Source organism: Bacillus sp. EB600, assembly GCF_024494385.1.
Lineage (GTDB): Bacteria > Bacillota > Bacilli > Bacillales > Cytobacillaceae > JAEVLT01.
The window spans coordinates 72,896-96,115 of the sequence record NZ_JAEVLT010000005.1 but is presented as its reverse complement, the minus strand read 5'-3'; the positions used below and the strand labels follow the sequence as shown (position 1 = coordinate 96,115).

18 protein-coding genes and 1 pseudogene are annotated in these 23,220 nt (G+C 38.4%); 5 read left to right on the top strand and 14 right to left on the bottom strand.

What is annotated here, in order from left to right; all coding sequences use genetic code 11:
* Positions 1-59 precede the first annotated feature (59 nt).
* Positions 60-1,244 carry a methionine gamma-lyase gene (megL, locus tag JN080_RS07650; protein ID WP_256235347.1) on the bottom strand — a complete coding sequence of 395 codons (1,185 nt, stop codon included), beginning with the start codon at positions 1,242-1,244 and terminating at the stop codon, positions 60-62.
* A gap of 247 nt (positions 1,245-1,491) precedes the next feature.
* On the opposite strand from megL, the gene JN080_RS07645 reads away from it, so the two are divergent.
* Positions 1,492-1,815 carry a hypothetical protein gene (locus tag JN080_RS07645; RefSeq protein ID WP_256235346.1) on the top strand — a complete coding sequence of 108 codons (324 nt, stop codon included), beginning with the start codon at positions 1,492-1,494 and terminating at the stop codon, positions 1,813-1,815.
* A 167-nt stretch (positions 1,816-1,982) separates the two neighbouring features.
* Here JN080_RS07645 and JN080_RS07640 read toward each other — a convergent pair whose 3' ends face one another.
* From JN080_RS07640 to JN080_RS07630, 3 genes are all read right to left on the bottom strand, one after another.
* Positions 1,983-2,159, bottom strand: coding sequence for a hypothetical protein (locus tag JN080_RS07640; protein WP_256235345.1), 177 nt, complete (start codon positions 2,157-2,159; stop codon positions 1,983-1,985).
* A 159-nt stretch (positions 2,160-2,318) separates the two neighbouring features.
* A complete protein-coding gene (locus JN080_RS07635; RefSeq protein WP_256235344.1) occupies positions 2,319-3,545 on the bottom strand; it encodes an MFS transporter in 1,227 nt (408 codons plus the stop codon).
* The gene (locus JN080_RS07630; RefSeq protein WP_256235343.1) at positions 3,538-3,969 is read right to left on the bottom strand and encodes a MarR family winged helix-turn-helix transcriptional regulator; all 432 of its coding nucleotides are present in this window, start codon (positions 3,967-3,969) and stop codon (positions 3,538-3,540) included. Before JN080_RS07630 ends, JN080_RS07635 begins: the two co-directional genes overlap by 8 nt.
* 183 nt (positions 3,970-4,152) lie before the next feature.
* Between JN080_RS07630 and JN080_RS07625 the strand changes: the two genes are divergently transcribed.
* Positions 4,153-4,293 (top strand): hypothetical protein, encoded by a 141-nt coding sequence (locus JN080_RS07625; protein ID WP_256235342.1) that lies wholly within the window; start codon positions 4,153-4,155, stop codon positions 4,291-4,293.
* Between the two features lie 207 nt (positions 4,294-4,500).
* Here JN080_RS07625 and JN080_RS07620 read toward each other — a convergent pair whose 3' ends face one another.
* The 6 genes and pseudogenes from JN080_RS07620 to JN080_RS07595 all read right to left on the bottom strand — a co-directional run bounded on the left by JN080_RS07620 (position 4,501) and on the right by JN080_RS07595 (position 10,779).
* Positions 4,501-5,091 (bottom strand): NADPH-dependent FMN reductase, encoded by a 591-nt coding sequence (locus JN080_RS07620; RefSeq protein WP_256235341.1) that lies wholly within the window; start codon positions 5,089-5,091, stop codon positions 4,501-4,503.
* Positions 5,092-5,292: 201 nt separating this feature from the next.
* Positions 5,293-7,170 (bottom strand): molecular chaperone HtpG, encoded by a 1,878-nt coding sequence (gene htpG / locus JN080_RS07615; protein WP_256235340.1) that lies wholly within the window; start codon positions 7,168-7,170, stop codon positions 5,293-5,295.
* 187 nt (positions 7,171-7,357) lie between these two features.
* Complete coding sequence (locus JN080_RS07610) at positions 7,358-7,552, bottom strand: 4Fe-4S dicluster-binding protein (protein ID WP_309144668.1); 195 nt, start codon at positions 7,550-7,552, stop codon at positions 7,358-7,360.
* 181 nt (positions 7,553-7,733) lie between these two features.
* Positions 7,734-7,949: pseudogene (locus JN080_RS07605) on the bottom strand (ABC transporter ATP-binding protein); the annotation flags it as partial.
* A 331-nt stretch (positions 7,950-8,280) separates the two neighbouring features.
* A complete protein-coding gene (gene pepF, locus JN080_RS07600; protein ID WP_256235338.1) occupies positions 8,281-10,071 on the bottom strand; it encodes an oligoendopeptidase F in 1,791 nt (596 codons plus the stop codon).
* A 177-nt stretch (positions 10,072-10,248) separates the two neighbouring features.
* A complete protein-coding gene (locus tag JN080_RS07595; protein WP_256235492.1) occupies positions 10,249-10,779 on the bottom strand; it encodes a GbsR/MarR family transcriptional regulator in 531 nt (176 codons plus the stop codon).
* A 270-nt stretch (positions 10,780-11,049) separates the two neighbouring features.
* On the opposite strand from JN080_RS07595, the gene JN080_RS07590 reads away from it, so the two are divergent.
* From JN080_RS07590 to JN080_RS07580, 3 genes are read left to right on the top strand one after another with little or no spacing between them, the layout of a single operon-like run.
* Entirely contained in the window at positions 11,050-12,294 is a 1,245-nt protein-coding gene (locus tag JN080_RS07590; RefSeq protein ID WP_256235337.1) for a quaternary amine ABC transporter ATP-binding protein, read from the top strand.
* Between the two features lies 1 nt (position 12,295).
* A complete protein-coding gene (locus JN080_RS07585; protein WP_256235335.1) occupies positions 12,296-13,141 on the top strand; it encodes an ABC transporter permease in 846 nt (281 codons plus the stop codon).
* A complete protein-coding gene (locus JN080_RS07580; RefSeq protein ID WP_256235334.1) occupies positions 13,141-14,031 on the top strand; it encodes a glycine betaine ABC transporter substrate-binding protein in 891 nt (296 codons plus the stop codon). The genes JN080_RS07585 and JN080_RS07580 overlap by 1 nt, the downstream gene beginning before the upstream one ends.
* A 363-nt stretch (positions 14,032-14,394) precedes the next feature.
* Here the strand turns inward: JN080_RS07580 and JN080_RS29625 are convergent, their stop codons facing one another.
* From JN080_RS29625 to JN080_RS07560, 4 genes are all read right to left on the bottom strand, one after another.
* Positions 14,395-14,757: a glycoside hydrolase domain-containing protein gene (locus JN080_RS29625; RefSeq protein ID WP_309144665.1), complete on the bottom strand. Its 363-nt coding sequence runs from the start codon at positions 14,755-14,757 to the stop codon at positions 14,395-14,397.
* 168 nt (positions 14,758-14,925) lie between these two features.
* Entirely contained in the window at positions 14,926-18,036 is a 3,111-nt protein-coding gene (locus JN080_RS07570; RefSeq protein WP_256235333.1) for an efflux RND transporter permease subunit, read from the bottom strand.
* Positions 18,037-18,272: 236 nt separating this feature from the next.
* Positions 18,273-21,026: a bifunctional YncE family protein/alkaline phosphatase family protein gene (locus tag JN080_RS07565; RefSeq protein ID WP_256235332.1), complete on the bottom strand. Its 2,754-nt coding sequence runs from the start codon at positions 21,024-21,026 to the stop codon at positions 18,273-18,275.
* Positions 21,027-21,237: 211 nt separating this feature from the next.
* On the bottom strand, positions 21,238-23,178 hold the full coding sequence (locus JN080_RS07560; protein WP_256235331.1) for a PhoX family protein: 1,941 nt from the start codon (positions 23,176-23,178) through the stop codon (positions 21,238-21,240).
* Positions 23,179-23,220 lie beyond the last annotated feature (42 nt).

The window sequence follows — 23,220 nt, the reverse complement described above, 5'->3', positions numbered from 1 at the left end:
GGTTACAACCATAAAAACCAATATTTTTTAATATCTCCCTATCATAGAAAAATATCCCTTTAGATTTTATCAAGTGCCTGTTCAAGGTCCGCTTGGATATCTTCCCATGCTTCAAGTCCAACGGAAAGCCGCAATAACGTATCCTCGATCCCCATTTTCACCCGCTCCTCCTTTGGAACAACAGCGTGGGTCATGGTGGCGGGGTGCTGAATCAATGACTCAGGATCACCGAGACTCACCGCCAATTTTATAAGCTTTAACTGATTCATAAATATTTGAGCAGTCTCCTTTGTTCCTTTTATTGAAAAAGAGATCAGTCCACCTGGTTTCTTCATTTGTTTTTTCATAATCGAATAATCTGGGTGATGCACGTCTCCCGGATAATAGATGGTTTGTATTTTTGGATGGTTTTTTAAAAATAGAAATAGCCTGTTTGCATTTTCACAGTGTCTGTCCATTCGGATCGGAAGTGTTTTCAACCCCCTTACTAACAGCCATGCGTCCAACGGGGAAAGGATACCGCCAATATCCTTTTGAACTGTTTGAGCTATTTTCTTCATAAAATCCATATTTCCAATTGCTATTCCGGCAATCACATCGCCGTGACCGCAAATATATTTTGTTGCACTGTGAATAACGATCTCACATCCAAAGGAAAGAGGGGTTTGTAAATAAGGGGAGCAGAAGGTATTATCCACCACAACGGGAATGCCTATCTCGTTTGCCACTTTGGCAGCCATTTCTAAGTCAACAAGCATCATTGTTGGATTGATTGGGGTCTCAATATAAATGCATGAGGTATTGGAGTTGATGTCACGTTTCATTTCCTCCACGGTGTTCATGGGTGAAAAGCTGTGTTCAATCCCATACTTTTCTTTAAATAGCTTCAATAAATCAAAGGTACATCCATTTACACCCTTCGAACAAAGAATATGATCTCCCGTTTTGGTAAGAGCCACTAATACAGCAGAAACAGCTGCCATTCCTGAGGAAAAAGCTAAGGCTGCTTCTCCATTCTCCAATGCTGCCATTCGATCTTCAAGCATTTTTACAGTTGGATTTCCCAGGCGGGAATAAACAAATCCAGTTTCACTTCCGGCAAATCTTCTTTCCCCCTGTTCCGCCGTATCGAAAGTAAAGGTTGATGTCTGGTATATTGGAGGAACTAAGCTTCCTTGATGTTGTTCTGGAGAATACCTACCGTGAATGACCTCTGTTTCGAAACGCAATTTATTGCCTTCCATTTGAAAGCCCCCTCTTAATGTAGCACTTTCAATTTGTGCCCTTTCTATATAATATGAAGGGATTGCTTTTTTTGGCATGACTATGAAAAGAATAGTGGGCTGTTACCCTTTTAAAACTGCTGAGAACGGACAGACATGACAGTCAATATCCGTAGAGAAATGAACGTAGTCTACTACATTTTTTGAATAAAAGTAGGAAAATGACAAAGAATAAGTTTACATTTTTATTATGCTTGGGGGTGCTCCAATGTCTATTTATGTCTATCAGATTTTTGTTATTAAACAGGATAAATTTAAAGAAGCAATCGAAAATTTAAAGGCGATTCAAAAATTTAGAAATGAGCAATACGATCACACAGTAGAGATCTTATCGCCTATTACTGGTGCTGATCATACCTATGCACTTTTAACTAAATACGAAGGATTAGCAGAGATGGAACTTCAAGACAAGAAGATGTTTGACGATGAGAATTACTTAAAGCTGATTGGTGACTTCTTCCTCCAGCATATCGCTGAAGGGAGTATGAATACCCAAATTTTCAGGTCTCTTAATGAAATAAAAAATTCCTAGAAAAAGTCCATTTGCATTCTAGGAATTTTTTATTTTATTTTTAGTTAAGGTGGAATCTGGTGAAAAAACAGATTCCAGCGTAAATACTTGCCCGTTTCTGAATCCAAAACTTTTAGATAAAGTTTTCCTCCATTAAGTGTTCTATTTTTTCATGTTTTTACAATTTATTATGCAATAATCCCTTTATCTTTCAAATGCTTATAGGCTGCGTCTTTATTTTCATCTTTAATTTGATACTCTAAATTCCCCTCAACAATCTTTGCACAACGCCCACCGAATGGCTTAAGTTCTTCCTTGATTACTTTGATTTCAGCATTGTCGCTAATTAGATAATTTACTTTCATAATCCCACCTCCACAATTAAATATAAGTAAGATTGCGTTTTGGTTGCAGTGAGAAAAATTACACTTCTAGAAGCCACATCGATTCTTTTTCAGCAATTGAAATTCTGTATTCCAAAAAAAACGGTTAATTCTTAAGAAATCAACCGCTTTTTACCAAATCTATTTTGTTGAAACTTTGGCACCTGTAACCTGATTTGCTTGCATAACCGGTTTCCGCTTCCCTGTTTTTCTGCCGTGCATGAAAAAATATAAAAACATACAAGCAAAGACAACAACTGCCATACACAGGTACAGTCCCCTAAAACCAATGAATGGAATTAAAAAGCCTATAATAAAGGGCCCCATTCCAATCCCACCATCTAAAAAGATAAACCAGGTAGAAGTTGCCAAACCAATTCGATCCTTCGGTGAAACTTTAATAGAAATGGCTTGAGCACTTGACGAGAACGTTCCGTATCCAAGGCCCACCAATGCACCTGCTACTAAAAGGGTGAACCCATGATGTGCTTGACTTAAGACCAATAGGGCAATTGAGAACAATAAGAGAGATGGGTATACAACAAAGTTTTCTCCCTTTTGGTCAAACCAGCGGCCAGTAAAAGGCCTCGAAACGAGAATGAACACTGCATAGACAATAAAGAAGAAACTTCCGACATCCACTAAATTGATTTCCTTTGCATAGGAAGTAAGGAAAGTAAGAATGCTTGAATAGCCAAAAGCAATGAAGAAGCCAATAACGGCAATGGGAAAAGCTTTTGGTTCAAAGAAATTATGAAATGAAAAACCTTTCATATTAGCTAATTGGTCTTTTGTGAATTCTAGTTTTGGAACCTTCACAAAAAATACAGCGACGAAACTCAAGGCTAAAAGAATAATACACAAAGTGAAATTCATGTTATAGCCTGCATGCTGGCCAAGAAACATTCCTAAAAAAGGCCCAATTGCTGCTGCAAGAGTAACACTTAAAGCATAGTAGCCTGTACCTTCTCCCCTGCGTTCATGTGGGATAATTTTTGCAACAATTGTTCCCGTTGCCGTTGAAGCAACCCCTAATGCAGCACCATTTAAAAAACGATTTACTAATAGGAGCGGTAAACTATTGATGAAAAAATAGAAGCATGTTGTTAGTAAAAAGAAAATAAACCCAATATAAAGCATTTTTTTCCAGCCAACCCTGTCAATTGATTTTCCGGAAAAAAGACGTGCGATTAACGTCCCCACGACGAAAATACCTGAAGCAAGCCCTGCCTGGCTTGGTGTAGCATGAAATTTTTCAGTTGCAAAGACGGTAATGGAAACCATCAATAGGTAGAACGTAAAGTAAAGAAAAAAGTTGGCTAACGAAACAATAAAAAAATCCTTGGTCCATAATTTTGGTTTATTCATGACGGCCTCCCTCTCGATTAATGATGTTTTCTCGTATTTTTGGAAGAATTTGAAACGCAGCAGTTTGTTCATTTTCTGGAATATTGCGCATGACCTTGTGCTCCATCTCCGTTATCTTTTGGCGGCAGATTAGATAAAGCTCTTCACCAAATTCGGTCAACTGTATAATTTTTTCACGCCGATCTTTTCCAGGTATTACCTTAACAACGAGTTTCTCCTCTAGGCGGTGAACTGTCCTTGTGATGGTAGGCTTCTCTACATCATAGTAGATAGAAATTTCAACCAGCGTTGATGGTCCATTATTTTTGACATAAAGCATTACCTGCCATAAGGAGTAGGATAAGTCATACTTGCCTAGCAGCTCATTTAATTGACTTATAAGCGGCCGATACAATAAAAGATAACGTTGAAAAAATCCCTGCATAGTTCCCTCCAATAATGTAGTTACCTTGAGTAACTATTAATAACTTCTATTACTATACTCTTTTTAAATACTGTGTCAATAATTTGACACAAATTGAGCGTATTTTTTCTAACGTGGTTTCCGAGACGTGATTGATATTTTTGATTAACTTGGCATATACATCAATTAAGGGAGGGGATTTTCGTGGCTTATTTATGGACGGTAACATTAGGGTATGTTATTTCACTTGGGCTCATTGGCAGGGTATTTTTTTATTTTTTAAGAGCTGGTCCACTCAATCCGGAAGATTCCAAAAGAATTGACCCTCTAAAACAACCTGAATAATCAATTTTGACATTCCTTTTGTTTATATACTTTGAAAAACCGGGCAAAACAGCCCGGTTCTTTTTCTTGCTAGCAAATATCTCCTAGTTCTATACATATAAGGACTGTACCAAGCTAAAATTTTATCACTTATTATTACAAAAAGAGGGATCATTTCCATCCCTCCTTCCATTACCCCTTACGCTACTATATAAATTTAAAATAACTTTATCGCAAAGTCTTTAATGCTCCGCTCCATGCTTTTACTTGGTCAAGCATTGTGTTGACATTATCAACGTGCATATCAGCTGGTTTGAAAGTAGTATAGTTTTCAAAATCTGTAAATAAGTTCAATGTTGGATGTGCACGAACACTTGCAACTTGCAATTCAGCTAAAATTCCACGTAAATGTTCTGCTGCACGAGCACCTCCTGTGGAACCATAGCTAACAATACCTGCTGCCTTATTATTCCATTCAGCGTATGCTGAATCAAGTGCATTTTTTAGTGCTCCTGTAACGCTGTGGTTATATTCCTGGGTAATAAAAATATACCCATCCAGGCTTGCAATTTTTTCTGCCCAAGGTTTTGGCTCTTCACCAGTACCTGTGCCGACGAATGGTAAGTTGAAGGTTGCAATGTCAACAATTTCATAATCTGCATCGCCGCGTTTGTCAGCTATTCCCTTTACCCAGTCACCCACTTGTGGGCTTACACGTCCCTGACGGGTGCTTCCTAAAATGATACCAATTTTTAATTTTTCCATTATTTCTTCCTCCTTCTTTTCGGAATTTCCAAATAACTTGCTCCAAAAACCCATTTTCCCACCACCTATATAATTCTTTGTTTAATTTACGATTTTATACTTTTTTCTAGCATTGCCTATAGATTAAGCAACTTTTCTGCTTTTATACGAAACCTTTTCTTTCTTTCACAATTTCCATTGTCGTTATGCAAAATTTAAAGAAACTTTTGTATAAAAAAAGAGCCGTCCCAAAGACAGCCCTAATCCTCTATTACATCAAATCATAATTTTACAAATATCATTTGTGAACTCTACTGGATCATTGATTGGTAATCCTTCAATTAAAAGTGCTTGATTGTACAGAAGATTGGTATATAGAGTTAATTTCTCTTTATCATGTTCAAAAGCAGCTTTTAATGATTGATATATGTCGTGATTTACATTTATCTCTAATACTTTTTCAGCCTTTATATTTTGACTATTAGGCATTGCTTTTAATACTTTTTCCATTTCTAATGTGATTTCGCCATCAGTTGTTAAACAAACAGGATGTGACCTTAATCTTTTTGATACGCGAACTTCCTTTACCTTATCAGACAAAATATTTTTCATAAAGTCAAAGAGGTCTTTATTTTCGATGTCAACTGAGGTTTCGGCATTTTTATTTTCGTCTTCAATCCCTAAATCGCCACTTGAGACAGACTTGAATTCCTTCTCTTTGTAGGTCATTATCATTTTAATGGCAAACTCATCGATATCATCGGTGAAGTATAAAATCTCATAGCCTTTGTCGGACACTACCTCTGTCTGCGGCAGCTTATCAATTCTTTCATTTGATTCACCTGTTGCATAATAAATGTACTTTTGACCCTCAGGCATTCTTGACACATATTCATCCAAGGAGACTAGTTTTTTCTCTTTTGATGAATAGAACAGCAGTAAATCCTGCAAGAGTTCTTTATTGCTGCCAAAATCACTATAGACCCCAAACTTTAATTGGCGGCCAAAGGAATGATAAAACTCCTCATACTTGTCACGATCCTCTTTTAACAAGCTTTGCAGTTCGCTTTTAACTTTTTTGCTAATGTTTTTGGCAATTAACTTTAATTGGCGATCCTGTTGGAGCATTTCTCTCGAAATGTTCAGTGACAAATCTTCTGAATCGACCATTCCTTTAACAAAACTGAAGTAGTCAGGCAGCAGATCTGCACATTTGTTCATTATCAAAACACCATTGGAGTAGAGCTCTAAGCCCTTTTCATACTCTTGTGAATAATAGTCAAAAGGTATTTTTTCAGGTACAAATAAAATCGCATTGTATCTTACAGCCCCATCAACACTGATATGGATATGTTTAATTGGCTTGTCAAAGCCGTAACGTTTTTCAGCGTAAAAATTGTCATAGTCTTCTTTGGTCAATTCCTGTTTGTTCTTTCGCCAAATAGGAACCATGCTATTGATGATTTGTTCTTCCTGAATATCTTCGTATTCAGTTTCGCTGCCTTCTTTAAGTTTTCTGTCCGAAACATCCATTTTGATTGGGTAGCGGATGAAATCGGAGTATTTCTTGATAATCGACTTTAAGCGATATTCCTCTAAAAACTCATCATAGTTTTCATCTTCGTTGTTTTCTTTAATCTTTAAAATAATAATAGTACCTACAGAATCTTTCTCAGATGGCTCTATGGTGTACCCATCTGCACCCTTTGATTCCCATTTATATGCAGTATCACTGCCTAGCGCTTTACTTATGACCGTGACAACATCTGCAACCATAAATGCAGAATAAAATCCAACCCCAAACTGACCAATGATTTCGTGTCCGTCTTTTACTTCTGTTTCACTTTTAAAGGCTAATGAACCGCTTTTGGCAATGATTCCAAGATTGTTTTCAAGTTCTTCCTTTGTCATTCCGATTCCGGTATCACTAATTTTTAATATCCTGCTATCCTTATCAGTTTCCACTTTTATGTAGTAGCTATCTTTGTCAAACGCCAATGACTCATCCGTTAATGCTTTATAATAGATTTTGTCAATCGCATCGCTTGCATTTGAAATTAATTCTCTTAAAAAGATCTCCCGTTGTGAGTAAATCGAGTGAATCATCATATCCAGGAGTCTTTTTGATTCGGCTTGAAATTGTTTAACTTCCACGGTGATATCTCCTTTCCAAATTCATGAATTTTAATCTTTTAAGTATTATTAGCACTCTATAAAGAGGAGTGCTAATAATTATTTTAATAATAGTTTTTTTGTGTGTCAATCTTCAAGCTAAATCAGATTGATTAAATTGAATACTGTCGAAATTCCTACAGCAAAAAAACTGGAAGTTCTTTTCAACTTAATTTCCACACTTAAAATAACTAAATGCTTTTATTTCATTCCAGGTTACCGGTTTTTCCTTTGCAGGTACTTCTACCATGTCCATTGCCCCTTCGACAGGACAAACAAGTGCGCATAAGTTACAGCCTGTGCAGGTATCTTCGTTTACAATCAGCTGGTCTTTTTTGAACCCCTGTTTTTTTATTTTCAAAATGCTTTGGTTTGCTGCATCGTCACAGGAAACATAGCATTTATTACAAGTAATGCATTTGTCTTAGGCGATACAATGCCGCCCAGGTTGATTTGTACTTTTGCCATGGAATCACCATCCTTTTTTATCATCATTAATGGCCTAAATGAATATTTTATTTGAAGTAAACATATGTTTTTGTGACTCAGGCTAAATACGCCTCTTGTATTTGTTCGTTTCTCATTAGGTCTTTGCCATTTCCTTTCAGAACAATTTCACCGGTATGAATCACATAGCCACGGTCAGCAATCTGCAGAGCCTGAAAGGCATTTTGCTCAACAAGTAAAATCGTCACACCTTCTTTATTCAGCTCTTGGATAATTTCAAAAATTTGTTCAACTATAATTGGGCTAATCCCAATTTAAACGGAATTTTACCGTTTATTTTTCAAACACAATGAAATCAACATTCCGTTATAACAGAGCCTTTAATTAAAATATATTTCGATCTCTATGTAACGAAGCATCACTTCCTCAATAGTGGAAAAGTGTAGAAGAGATCTCTTTTTTTCTCAGTATAATAAATGGTAGATTAGATGTCTTAAAAGATGAAAGGTTTTCTAACTATTTTTTGAATAATCAGTTATTTTAGTCTTATTTATTCGCATAATTCATTCCATTAAAAAAGAGGCTAAAACTTAAGTCAGCTTAAGTTTTAGCCTCTGCATAATTTTATATTACTTTAAAAATTCATTAATCTAATTTAGAAAACTCTTCTACCAGCTCTTTGAACTTCTTTAAGGCGTTCTCGATTGGAGTTGGTGTTGTCAAATCTACTCCAGTCTTTCTTAACAATTCGAGTGGATAATCCGAACTGCCGCTCTTTAGAAATTCTAAATAGGAATGCAGTGTTTCTTTATCGCCTTCAACTATTTTCGTTGCCAAATGGATTGCTGACGCAAAGCCGGTTGCGTATTTATAGACATAAAAATGGCGATAAAAATGAGGAATTCTGGACCAGCCAAATTTCACTTCATCATCAAAGACAATTTCATCCCCATTGTATTCCCGAAATAATGATTCATAGGTGCGATTGAACACTTCGACATTTAACGGCAGCCCTTTCTCAGCCATTTCATGGGTTATCTTTTCAAATTCTGCAAACATTACTTGAGTAAAGAATGTGCCTTTAAATTGATCAATAAAATGATTAAGCAGATGCTTCCGAACCTCATCATCTTTTTCGTTGTTTATTAAATAGTTGATTAGCAATACCTCGTTTACAGTAGAGGCCACTTCTGCCACAAAGATGCTATAACGGGCAGTGATTTGCGGTTGATTGGCGGAGCTTAAGCGGCTGTGAACTCCATGTCCGCACTCATGTACAAGTGTAAACAAACTATCCAAATCATCCTGGTGGTTTAAAAGGATAAATGGATGAACACCATAAATCCCCAAATTGTAGGCACCCGACCGCTTGCCAGGAGTTTCGCGGACATCAATATAGCGCGCATCTTTAAATTCTTTTAAAATAGTGAGGTAATCCTCCCCAAGCGGTGCAAGGGCCTTAAGCATTGTTTCAAATGCTTCTTCATAGGGAATGACTTGTCTCAGACCCTTTACGAGCGGGACACTCATATCATATTGGCGAAGCTCATCCAACTGCAATTTTTCCTTCCGTAAACGGGAATAGTGATGCAACGGTGCAATATTGTTTTTAGTAGAAATGATGAGATTTTCATATACTTCTTTCGGAACCATGTCCCCAAATAAGCCTTTTTCTAAAGCGGAAGGATAGTTACGGATTTTTGCGAGTATGACATTATTTTTTATCGCTGCTGAAAGAGTGGATGCAATGGTATTCTTTGCTTCCACATATGGTTTATAGTAGGCTTTATAGGCTTCCCGGCGTTTTTCCCGATCTTCATCCTCAATTAATTTTGAATAGAGACCTCTCGTAAGTTCAATTTTCTCACCTTTTTCACCTGTTACTTCTCCAAACCTTATATCTGCATTATTGATCATGCCAAAGGTAGTAGAAGGAACAGAGAGAGCTTCACCGAGCTGAGAAAGGACAGACTCTTGTTCCTTGCTCAGAACATGCGTCTTATATCGGAATGAATCAAACAAATCCTCCTCGAAATATTTTAGACCTTGCTCTTCAGCTATGTATCCTTTTAACGTTTCCTCATCCAGACTTAATAAAAAAGGCATGAAAAATGAGGTTGATGCGCTGACCTTTACACTTAGACCTTTTGCTCTGTCCAGAAAAGATTGTGAACTTGATTCCCTCGTATCTTCATCCACCTTCAACATGCTGTAAGCATAAAGATGGTTGAACTTATAGGATAGCTCTTCGCTTTGTTTTAGATATTGAAATAAGCTCTTACCATCATGTATAGAGCCATCGTATCCCTTCAGTTTTACCGCCATATTTTCAATCTGCTGAAAATCCTCTTCCCACTTGGTCATATCTGAATAAATATCTTTCAAATTCCATTTTTCATTTTCGGGGACATCCGTCCGAGTTTGATAGGTTATCATGGAAACACTCCTCTGAACACTTTTTTAAAATAAGACTTTTACTATTGATTACACTTCTTACAGTACTATACATTATGAGTGAAATCTAAAAATTAGCCCCCAAGTGAACTGAAGAATTTATAGAGATCTATAAAATTAGAAAAGCGCTTGAAGATGTATTTCAAGTGCTTTAATTAACTACTCGTTTATTTTTTTCGGAACAAAATCATAAATTTCTCCACTCTCAAATTTATCAACTAATCGATTCAACCAATCATAATATTCTAATGTGCTCTGTAATTTCTCAATATCACTCGAGGCTATCACTCCCACTTCATGATCAAATTCTTCATTAGTTTTGATTTCATTAAGTTCTTTTAAGGATTTTTCAATCGCATTTATATTAATTGAGATCGCATTCCTCCATTTTATTGAAAATAAATCAGTGAAATTTTGGTACCAATCCCCTTCAATTGCATATAAATCCTTTCTATAGCCCTTCTTCCATACTTTATCGACCATTTTTAAATCAAGGAGGGTTCTCACAGATGTACTCATGCTTGTTTTACTCATGCCGAGTTCTTCTTTCATCTCATCGAGTGTTAGGGGCTCATTATGAAAAAACATCATCCCATATAATCTCCCAATTGATGGAATCACACCATATAAGTTCATGTTCTGTGCAATCGCATCTATAACCCTTTCTCTTGCTCTATGCAGTTGTTCCATACTATCCAATTTATATTTACACCCCATTTAGTGGTATTCATTGTTAAACACGAGGTCAATAATTAATCTATCCTTTTGAAGCAATAAAGTAAAGTGTTTAAAACAAGAGAAAATTGGAGGAACTCGCAGGAATTTTAAGAAAACAGTCTATTAAGTTCGTTCAGTCAATACTTTACGAACCGTATAAGCTGAATATAAGTGAATTTCCTGTTTGTTTTAACTATTTAATGTTCGTTACAATTAAAAGAGAAAAAAATCGGGAGGGACATAATGGATAATGATAATAAAAAAGTCAAAATAGATGTGATGAATGTCACAAAGATCTTTGGAAAACAAATAAAAAAAGCTTCACATTTTTTATCAGAAGGAAAATCAAAACAAGAAATATTAAAATTAACCGGGACCACTGTTGGTGTCAATCAAGCAAGCTTTCAGGTTTTTGAAAATGAAATATTTGTCATTATGGGTCTATCTGGAAGTGGTAAATCGACATTGGTGCGAATGTTAAATAGACTGATTGAACCCACTGCAGGTAAGATCCTAATCGATAACCATAATGTAATAAAGTTGAATAAAGAACAGCTTCGCAATTTGCGTCGTAAAAAAATCAGTATGGTCTTTCAGAATTTCGCACTCCTTCCCCATCGGACAATCTTACAAAATACCGAATATGGTTTAGAAATCCAGGGTGTTGAAAAATTAAAAAGAACACATATTGCACTTGAGTCTCTTAAACTTGTAGGTTTGGAGGGCTATGAAGATCAATATCCCGACCAGCTAAGCGGCGGAATGCAGCAACGTGTTGGTCTTGCAAGAGCATTAGCGAATGATCCAGATATTTTGTTAATGGATGAAGCGTTTAGTGCTTTGGATCCGCTGATCAGGAAGAATATGCAAGATGAATTGCTTGAACTACATAGTACAGTTGGAAAAACTATCGTTTTTATAACTCATGATTTGGATGAAGCCCTAAGAATTGGTGATCGTATTGCATTAATGAAGGATGGAAATATTGTCCAAATTGGTACACCAGAAGAAATTTTAATGAACCCATCTAATGAATATGTAGAACGTTTCGTTGAAGATGTAGATTTCTCCAAAGTATTAACAGCAGGCCATATTATGAAACGTGCAGAAACCGTCCAAATAGACAAGGGGCCTAGAGTCGCATTAGCACTGATGAAAAATCTTGGAATCTCCTCTATTTACGTTACCGATAAACATAATCGCCTTGTTGGCGCAGTAACAGCACTAATGGCCGGGGACGCAATTGAAAATAGCTTGTCTCTATACGATGCAATCCATCGAAACGTTACTACTGTACCAAAAGAGACATTATTAATGGATATGTTTGAGCTTGTTTCAACGGCAACAATACCGATTGCTGTGGTAGATGAACACCAGCGGATGAAAGGTATCGTCATAAAAGGGGCGCTGATTGGTGCACTTGCAGGAAATAACCAATTTATTCATTCTCCTGAGACCTCCGATTCCTCTTTAAGGGAGGTGAAATAAAATGAATAAATTACCCAGAGTACCATTTGCAGATTGGATTGATCAGTTTGTCGATTGGTTAACATCCCATTTTGGAGGAGTTTTTGACGGAGTTGCAAATGGTGTAGAGAATGTCGTTAATGGAATTGTATCTGGTCTCGGATTCATTCCTTCTATCCTGCTTACCGTCATCATAAGTTTAATCGCGTGGTGGCTTACAACGAAAAGAATCGCCTTATTTTCATTAATAGGTTTCCTATTTATTGATTATTTAGGTTACTGGGAAGCTATGCTTAATACTTTAGCTCTCGTCCTAACGTCGGTTATTATTTCTATAATTATCGGTATTCCGATCGGAATTTGGGCTTCGCAAAAGGATTCAGTTCGTAAAATTGTTACACCTATCCTTGATTTTATGCAAACGATGCCTGCGTTTGTGTACCTACTCCCTGCCATTTTCTTTTTTAATATTGGTGTCGTTCCAGGAGTTGTTGCATCTGTCATATTTGCAATGCCGCCGACGATCCGGCTGACAATATTGGGAATTCAGCAGGTTCCTGAAGATATTATCGAAGCTACCGAAAGCTTTGGTTCAACAACAAGCCAACGACTGTTTAAAGTACAGATCCCGCTCGCATCTCCAACCATTATGGCTGGAATTAATCAGAGCATCATGCTAGCTCTTTCAATGGTTGTTATCGCTTCTATGGTCGGAGCACCTGGGTTAGGTGAAGAGGTTTACCGTGCGGTCACCCAATTAAAAACAGGGGTGGGTGTCGAAGCAGGACTTGCAATCGTTATTGTGGCAATTGTTTTAGATCGAATCACCCAAAATGTTGGAATGAAAAAACAAAGGAGGACTTTATAATGTGGAAAAAGATAGTAGGAATTGGTGCAGTAGCCGTTTTAGCAATTAGTCTCACTGCCTGTGGGACTACAAAAACTAGCTCGGATGCTAAAGCAGCAAAAACAATTGGAGAACAAGTAGATTATAAAATCGTAGGGATCGATCCTGGAGCTGGAATTATGCAAGCAACTGAAAAAGCGATCAAGGACTACGATCTTAGTGATTGGAAGCTTGTATCCGGTTCAAGTGCTGCCATGACAGCTGCACTAAAAAAAGCGTACGATAAAAAAGAACCGATCATCATCACTGGATGGAATCCCCACTGGATGTTTTCTAAATATGATTTAAAATACCTAAAAGATCCAAAAGGTGTATATGGGTCGGCGGAAGAAATCCATACGATTGCTCGAAAAGGGTTAGATAAAGATCATCCGGTTGCCTATAAAGTACTTAGTCAGTTTAAATGGACTGAAGAAGACATGGGTGCGGTCATGTTAGATATACAAAAAGGCATCAAACCAGAAGAAGCTGCAGCAAATTGGGTGAAGGAAAATTCAGATAAAGTATCTAAATGGACAGTTGGCGCTAACAAAGTAAACGGAGAAAAAATTAAACTTGTCTATGTTGCATGGGATAGTACCATTGCAAGTACAAATGTAATGGGAAAAGTTCTTGGAGATCTTGGATATGATGTAACTCTTTCTCAAGTCGAAGCAGGTCCTATGTGGACTGCAATAGCTGATGGAAGTGCAGATGCCTTCCTTGCAGGGTGGCTTCCTGTCACACACAAAACGTACGCTGAAAAATACAATGGGAAATTTGATGATATTGGTACAAGTATGACAGGTGTTAAAATTGGACTAGTAGTTCCAAAATATATGCAAATTAATTCAATTGAAGATCTAAAATAAGAAAAACAAGACCTTAACGTATTAGAAACAGTCCTCATTACAATAATAAAAAACAAAAATAGTTAAAAAAAGGATGGTTACCATCCTTTTTTTACTATTTACAGAAAATAGTAACGATTGCTTAGTGCATCAAATCAAACAGCTTACTATCTGCTAAAGTCGTATCAACAGGGCGCACTCTTGCATCCCTTCCATATTGCCATCCCCAAACTGTTGCAGGACAATTCGGCTTTCTTGGACTAAATTTTGGCTGGCTTCGTTTCGAAGTGACACCCTTTTCAGGTTTTGTACTCCATAATACAGCCTGATTCTTTACCCTTTCATCTTTTGCGATAGCTTGACAATAGGCTTGATTAAAATCACCTACAATCGGATCATGATAAAATCCCGGCCGATAGGACTGGTATAAAACGTTTCAACCCAACCAATTAACCAATTTGCATCCACTTCAAAAAAACGCTCGACGTTGGCAAATAATACTGTCCCTTTTCGAATTCCAAGCCGATTGGCATTATATATGGCATTACGGGCCGCAACATTTCCTGCTTGATCGCCAACAGAGCTTTTAAAATTATTAAAGATTGGCACCACTATAATTCCTTTTGACCTTAAATATTGCAGTTCCACTTTAGTTAGCCCATCACTAGCATTCGGAACCGTGCTTAAATATCTTCCCCAAAAATCAGGGGCACCAAAATTATTCTGGACACCGTAATATTTCTTCATCAACGGCAACTGCTGAATCTACTCCCCAAAAAAAATTTGCCATATTCCACCTCCATATCACCTATGAATGTATATGCGGTAAAGCTAATCGAAATGAAAAAATAGCTTAGTCTCCCAAGCTATTTTTTGTTAGTAAGAAGTTTCAGATTTTCAATTCATAAATTCGGATTATCCAAAATTATGTTCGGTAAACCTTTCTAGATCTTGATAGTGCTGGTTGTTTTTTGTTTTTCTTGCTTTTCCACTCAGCCATTCATACATAATCGGAATGACAATAAGACAAGTTAGCGTTGAACTGATCAACCCACCTACAACTACAAGCCCCAGTGTTTGGGAGATAATTGAACTGTCAGAACTTGAGACAGCTAAAGGAAGCAATGTTAGGATGGTGGTCCCGGCTGTTAAGAGCACAGGTCTTACCCTTGTTGTTGTTCCAAGTAAAATGGATTGCTTTATTTCCATTCCTTCAGCCCGATTCCTTTCTATCTTATCCACGAGAACAATGCCGTTAGTCACCACAATTCCTGTTAACATTAATAATCCAACCAACGCAGCAAGATTCCATTCCAGCCTAAAGATTACCATGCTAATGCAGGATCCGATAGCTGCTAACGGAATACATATTAAAACCGAAAGCGGAGCCCTCCACCCGCGAAAAACGGAACTTACGATCAACAGAACCAGCAAGATTGAGAAGAATAATGCAATTGCCATTTCAAAAATCATTTCATATACCTGTTGCGGCGCTCCAGCAAAGGAATAATGTACGCCCTCCGGTATTGGTGTTTTGTCCAAAGAAGCTTTGACCTGTTTTGTCACTTTTCCAATATCATTTGAAATAATATTAGCAGTAATGACAGCATAAGGATGTCCATCCTTCTCTTGGATTACTGATGAACCAGATGGTGTAAGTAATGCAAGCTGATCAAATGTCACTTTTTGCCCATCTTTATCTAGGAAGACCTCTCCACCCATTAAAGAAAAGATATCTTTAGAGGCGTCTTTTTGCACATCCGAGTGGATGACAATAGGGAAGGTATTTTGGTCAATGGAGATGACTCCTTTCGTTCCTTCTGCAGTATATTGCTGAATCCGATTTAAAACATCCTCAAGCTTAATACCATACTTTTCGATCGCCTTTCGATTAAGCGTTATATTATATTGTGTGAAATGATCATCAGTTTCCGCTGTCCCTTGCACAGCTAATCCAGGGACAAGTTTCAACTGGTTTCGGATCGCTAGAGCCATTGATTCCAATGTCTGATTATCTGCCCCCGTAAGATTAATTTTTAATTGGGTATCGTCTCCTGCTATACTTGAATTCGAAACCGTATAGACAGCTTTGCCTGACAAAGCATTTAATTGCTTCTGAAGTTCTGGAATAAAAGCATTTATATCTGTCCCTTTTTTAACGGTTACCGACAGGTTGGCAATGTTCGGTTTCTGTAACCAACCGCCTCCAGCATCAAATACATCATCTGATTGCGGCGTAAAAGAGGAACCGAGACCAGACGAAAAGGAGACTACTTTAGGATTTGATTTAAATAAAGCTTCTAATCTTTGCACTTCCTGATCAACTTCTGTTAAGGAAGTATTCTGTGGCATCTCAACTTGAACGCCGATTTGCCCTGTTTTATTGGTCATTGGTAAAAAATTAACTGGTAAAAATGCTGCTCCAACCACACTAATCAAAAACAAGCCAAGACAGATAGCCGCGACTTTTCCTTTGCGTTTAAACACCCAGGTAAGTATTTTATAGGCTGCCGGTTCAAAAGCATCACTAACGGCACTCGGTTTGCCTTTCCAATATAGATTGTACAGTGTCGGCACAACTAAAATGGAAACAACTAATGAAACGATGAGGGCAATCACAACAGACCAGGCAAAACCTGAAAAGGCTGAACCTACGATTCCACCAACAAGTGCAATTGGCACATAGACGGCAACGGTAGTGGCGGTGGATGATACGATTGCTGGAACCATTTCTGAAACAGCTTGTGTTAATAACCGAACACTTGTGATGCCTTTTTCCTTATCTACTTTACGGTTCATATTATCTAGGATGACAATTGAGTCATCGACTACCCTTCCCATAGCGACGATCAATCCGGAAACGGTAAGAATATTGAGACTGATTCCCATCGTTTTTAAGATACCTGTTGTCGCTAATAGACATATAGGCAGTGAGATGGCAATTAATAGGGTAGAACGGACCTTGCGGAAAAAGAGAAACACGCAAACGATCGAAAACAAGCAGCCTAACAAGCCTTCCTTAATAAGACCTTTTAACGCTGCATTGACCTGCACCCCTTGATCAAATAGAATGGATAGCTGGATATCCTTATTTTTCAGTGCAGGGATATCCTTTATTTTGGTCTGAATCCGGTCAGACACATCCGTAATATTGGATGATGGAGTTTTCAGTATATCTAAAAGAACGCTCGGGTTTCCATTTGTTCTTGAAATCGTCTGCAGATTTACAATTGAGTTTGAAATATCAGCCACATCAGAAAGAGCAATTGTTTTCCCATCTTTTGTATGAATCGGCAACTGCGATAGATCTTGCTGGTTTAAAACCCACCCCGATACTGTGACAGGAATAGAAATCTGATTATTCGAGACGTTTCCTTCGATTCCTGTTGTAACTTTGTCTTCGAGTGACCGTTTTACATCACTTACTGTTACCCTAGCCTTTTTCAGATCTTCAGTTCGAAGCGTTACGGCATATCCAGCACTACCTCCACCTGATACTTGGACATCTTTTACCCCTGGGACTGTTTTCAAACGATTGACCACATCTTCTTGAATCCCAGTACGGAGTGTATTTTCTGTAATATTACTAGAGGAACTCATTAAACTAATTCTCATTACCGGCAGGGAATGGGTACTTAGACGTGTTACTAGAGGTTTTCCTGCATCAGTCGGCAATGAAGTCCCTTCCAATGCCTTCGTAACTTGTTCCTCCGCTTGCTTCATATCATAATTCATTGGAAAGTTGAGGCTGACCATTGAACCCCCATTAAATGAGTTCGTCTCGACATCCTGAAGACCGTCTACTACCCTTAAGGCCTGCTGGATTGGTTCAGAGATCTTTGCTTTTATTTGTTCTGCTTGGTAATTTTCTGCACGGACTGTGACCATTAACGTGGGATTATTAATCTCCGGCAGGTAATCCCGTTGAATTTGTCCTGCTGACATAACTCCCCAAACGAGGATCAATACAATCAAGGTTGCGATCAGAATCGCACGTTTCATCGTTGCGTCTATCAATCGTTTCATTTCATTTGATCCGGGCAAGAATGAACCCGAATCGTCCCCCCTCTTCTAAGTGATTAAAATGAAATGAGATCTTGGAAAATCCCTATTGTGCAAAGGCAACAAACTGGACTCAATACCTCACATCTGAATGTCTTGATACCAGAACAGCTACCTTTAAGCGACAGTCTTTATAACAATAGCTACCCTTGTCGGGTAGCTAACTTTTTTTTTGCTAAGAGAACATTAAAACTAGACCATTAGTCATTTTCTGCAGGTGATGGTGCAAAGCTTTCAGGCTGCTGCTCTACTTCAGCTGGTGTATGAACTTTTTTATCACCTGGATATGGTTTATCAAAGCCTTTCGTTGCATACCAAACTGCATGGTTTAGCATGTTGGCGTTGACTTCGTCCGGTGAAGCGTGTTTACCAGAAAGCTTGTCCTTGTTTTTATTAGACCATTCCGTCCACTGCTTCGATTGCTCCTGTGCCTCTGGTGTCACTTGTACTGTGTTGGCAAGTGCTGCAGTATTGGAATTCGGTTGTCCGTTTAAAGTGTCAAGCGGTATTTGGTTTTGTTCAAAGTTGTATGGCGTAAAGTCTGGATTGTTTGTAAAAAGCTCACTCATTGGTTCTGCGGCTGCATCGTTTTGGTTCATAGCAGGAAGTCCAAGAATTTGTTCTATACTGCGAACCATGTTAATGACAGTCCAATAGTGGCTGTTGGTAATTCCTTTTTTCACCCAAGGACTAATTACATATGCCGGTTCACGGTGTCCATCAACGTGGTCTAAGCCATTTTGTGCATCATCTTCTGTAATAAAGATAACAGAGTCTTTCCAATACTTACTGTGTGAAATTAAGTCTACAATTTTACCAACGGCCAAATCATTGTCTGCAACCATTGCCTGTGGTGTAGGAGAACCGGTTGCACTTCCAGAGGTGTGGTCATTCGTAACCCACATTGTATTTAATGCTGGTAAATCATTATTTTCAACGTGTTTTTCAAACTGCTGTTTAAAAATCTCAAAACGATACTGATCCGGTATGTTCATGTCAAACGTCGGGAAGGATTTATAGGTGATCGGTCCCAGCGAAGGAATGTCATAGGTTGTCTGATAGTTTCCAATTGGGACATGAAGATCACCCTGCTGTTGACCGGAAAGCTTTAAGGCATCGTTATACCAATCCGTCCATGTACCAAATGGTGCCGAACCGGCGAAAGAAATCGTATCTTCCCCGAAATTCTCTACGGATACATTATGTTTTGCGGCTTGATCCCACAGATGGCCGGTAGGAGCATATGCCATTGGGTCACCGGCACCGCCTGGATAGCTTCGGACATTCGCTGAATCAGTCTCTTTATCTTCATAGTCAACGTTTGTCCCTTGCATAACCCATTGGTGTCCGCTTGCTGACTGAATACCTGAAGTATAGACGTTGTCCAAAAGCGGGAAGGTTGTTGCAAGTTTATGCAAGTTTGGTGTTACTGTTTGAGGGAACTGCGTTAAAGCTGGTTCGCCGTTTCCTTTTCCTAGGTCTCCTAATACTTGGTCATAGGTCCGGTTTTCTTTAATAATATAGAATACGTGTTTAATTGTAGATGGCTCGCCAACTCTTTCAGGCATGGCGACTGGTTTCTTGTTGTTGCGCGGTTTAGCGTTTAGATCCTTTAAGCCATACCAGTTATTGTCCGCGTATACCTGCTTCGTTCCCTTTACAAGATCTTCTTTTGAAGGGAATGGAATCAATGAAAGGGACCCCATTTGAGCATAAGAGGAGTGGCCCGATACAGTAATTCCTTGAATGGTTAAATTACGTGCTGGTCCTTGTGAGCCAATTCCATCCGCATTTGCAACGACGAGATTCTTATTTGCAGAATCAACTGCGATATCGACTGGGAACCATGCTGTTGGTAAAAGGCCTTGTAATTCAGGTGTCTTATCAGGACCTTGCCAGTCATAGACCGCAATCGCGTTATCACGTCCTAAGCTGACCATTAATTGATTATTAACCATTTTCACCGCGTTTGGTGCAGAACCTTTATGTGAATTGGGGTAGGGTTTAATGTCAATTGTTTGGACAACGTTATTTGTCTTGGTGTCAATGACAGAAACCGAATCACTGTTTGTGTTGGTTACGAATATGTACTGGCCTGATTGCGTCATCCGTTCAGGCTGTACGCCAACTTCAATGTTTTTTGTAACCGTGTTGGTTTTCAAGTCAACAACAGAAACAGTTCCTGTTGTAGTGGCACCTGTTTTAGGATCTACCACCACTTGAGTCCCCGAAGAATCAACCGTTGTGTCTCCTGGTTTCGCTACTCTACCGCCTTGGTTTGTCACGTAGGCCGTATCACCATCAACTAATACACCCGTAGGAGCATTTTCAACGGAAATTTTAGCGGTTACTGCCCCTGTTTGAGGATCAATTACACCAAGGCTGTTGTCGCGGTTAAGAGCAACGAGCAGCTGTCCTTGTGGTCCTACCGCTAAATCAAGCGGATTTATATTTCCGCCAACAGCTGCATTTGGAAGGGTATAAGTCTTTTGGATGACAGGAATTCCATCGGCTCCAATAGACATAACGACAACCTTACCTTTACTACTCTTAGAGCCAGTTGCATAAAGCTGACTTCCATCATTGGAATAAGCTAATCCCCACATCGTTGTGAGGCCTAAAGACAAATCTGACGCAGTCAATTTTCCCGTTGCAAGATCGACGACGTTGATTCCTTTACCGCCGTAATTATTTCGGCCAACCATAGTAACAGCTGTCTTTCCATTTGGATGAACGGCGACAGAAATTGGGTTGCCGCCAAATTCAATTTGCTTCCCTGCTGGTGTGATCAACTGGTTTACAGGCGTTTGAACCGAGCCATCTGCTTGTAATCCAACAAGATTGTTTCCAAAAGCACCATCTTGAGCTGCGTATACCCCTGCAGACCCCATTAATACACTAGTTAAGGCTAGTCCAGCGAGCATCCTTTTCTTTTTTTTCATTTTCTTTAACAACTTGATCACTCCCACCATTTATTTTTCTCTTACCTAAATAGGGTACTCTTAATTTATTAATCTCTTATTGAGCTCTGGTAAAATAGCGATAAAGAAAACCAAGACCTTTTATCCGCAACTATATTACTAGTTAACTAGTTCTTATTTATTTTTTACAATAACAAAATACCCCTGGATACTTGTTCCAGGGGTAACAACGGATCTAAATATCTTATTTATGAAAAATGCTGTTTACATCACGGTTTTTATTTTGCAAATCTTCAAGTGAGGGCAGACCGGAAATATAACCTACCCCACCAGTACGATCAATTCCGATTTCTTTTTCCATCGCCTTGATTAACTCATTTTTATCGACTGCTGTAATTGACTTACCTTCTAATTCATCACCTGGATGCTGGAAGTTACTCATGATGTATGAGTGTCCCTTCCGGTTATCTGCTGCAAACAAACCAGTTGATTCTGCCCCGGCTGGATTCGACAAAATCCTCGTTAATTCCTTTGTATCAACATTATAGGCCCAGACAAAGTTATTTGTATGCATTCCGCTGTCCTCGCCAATGAATAATGTTCTTAATGCTTCGGAATAGCTTAAGTTATCAGGATTGGCTATTTTATTTACATTGGCAGTGTTTCCATAGGTATCTGCAGCGGTCGAATCTTCACCTGTAATTAAGCCAGACATTTTACCTGCAACATAGTTACTGTTAATTTTTTGCCCTGTGTTGTCTTTTTGATTTTTGGTTAAATCCAATTGATAGGTAACACCAGATTTAATTTTTGGCAATTTAATATCATCAGCAGGATCTGCAGAATTAGCTAGCATTCCAGCACTTTGGTCAGAAATTGCAATGTAAACTTTCTTATCCTTTTCATTTAAAGTGACACCTTCCATTTTATTAAACTCAGAGGTAGCACCTTGTATTGCTGCATAACGGCGAGATTCTAAAAATGCTGCTGCTTTTTCCATTCCCGGCTTTACTTTTAAGTATTCTGTTTTGCCATAGGTGTACTGCTTAATAGCTTTAAAGCCTTCCTTAGGGGCATCAGATGTTTCAAAAATGTCACTGAACTTAACGTTGCTGTCGATAATAGCTTTTATTTCCTTGTCAGAAGCATGTCCTAATTTGATCCATTCTAAGTTTCCAGCACCGCCATTTTCCGTTCCTGTTTGTTGGAATTTAGCAGCATAAAGGGTACCGGCTGAAAGGTCCTTCTCTTTATCAGCTACATACATAAACATCGTCGTATAAGAACCGTCATCACCAAAGAAGGCTGTGCGGTTATCAGGCATCATCTTCATTAGTTCATGTGAAAAACGGCCGATACTATAATGTTTTGAAACGGAAGCTGATCCATTATCATTCACCTTAATTTCAGGAATAAATCCGTAAAAATAAGGATTTGCTTTTGATTTGTCTCCAAAATAAAGCTGGGCAAAACCTTCAACTTGAGTTCTTGCCGAGGAAGTAGGATTTAATTCAAAGCTGCGGGCATCCGGCTCGTACTCTTCTGAACCTAAATGAGTATTCCATGGTGAAAGTGATCCGTTACATGGAATCCAAAGTCCGTTCACACTTGAAAAATCTATTTTCTTAACATCTTTAGGTGTTAATTCACCCGTTTTCTTATCCTGCTCCAAAGTAGATAATGACATCGAAGCTGGTACTACACCATACGCAGATTTTCCTGCTGCATCAAAGGTCTGATATTCATAGTGGGTGACCATATATAGCTTCCCGCCAATAGGATTTAATAGACTATTAGAATCGGGAGCATCTGAGACAAAATATGTAGGCTTTCCTTCAACACTCTTATCGATAATTGGATTTCCGTTCACATCAATCGGTGTTCCAGCCGGAATGAGTTCCCCTTTGTTACTCGCTATTTTATCTTCAGATTTGAAAAGTCTTTTATATGAAAGTGGAAATTTCTTTACTTCCCCGTTACTATACTTTACATCCAGTGATGCGTTCGAATAGGTTTGAACCATTTGTTCAATCGTTTTTGGTGCATCCATCCCATTAAATTTTACGGAATCTATTGTTACATGACCTTTATTTGCCATGGCCGCTGCGGGTGTTACAGCAGGAATTGTTAGTGCTAGTGCTAATGCAATTGTTGCCCCTTTTTTACCAAAACGCCTTTTATTCATGATTCTCCTCCTCGATTCTTTATCTACCACTTTATTAAACAA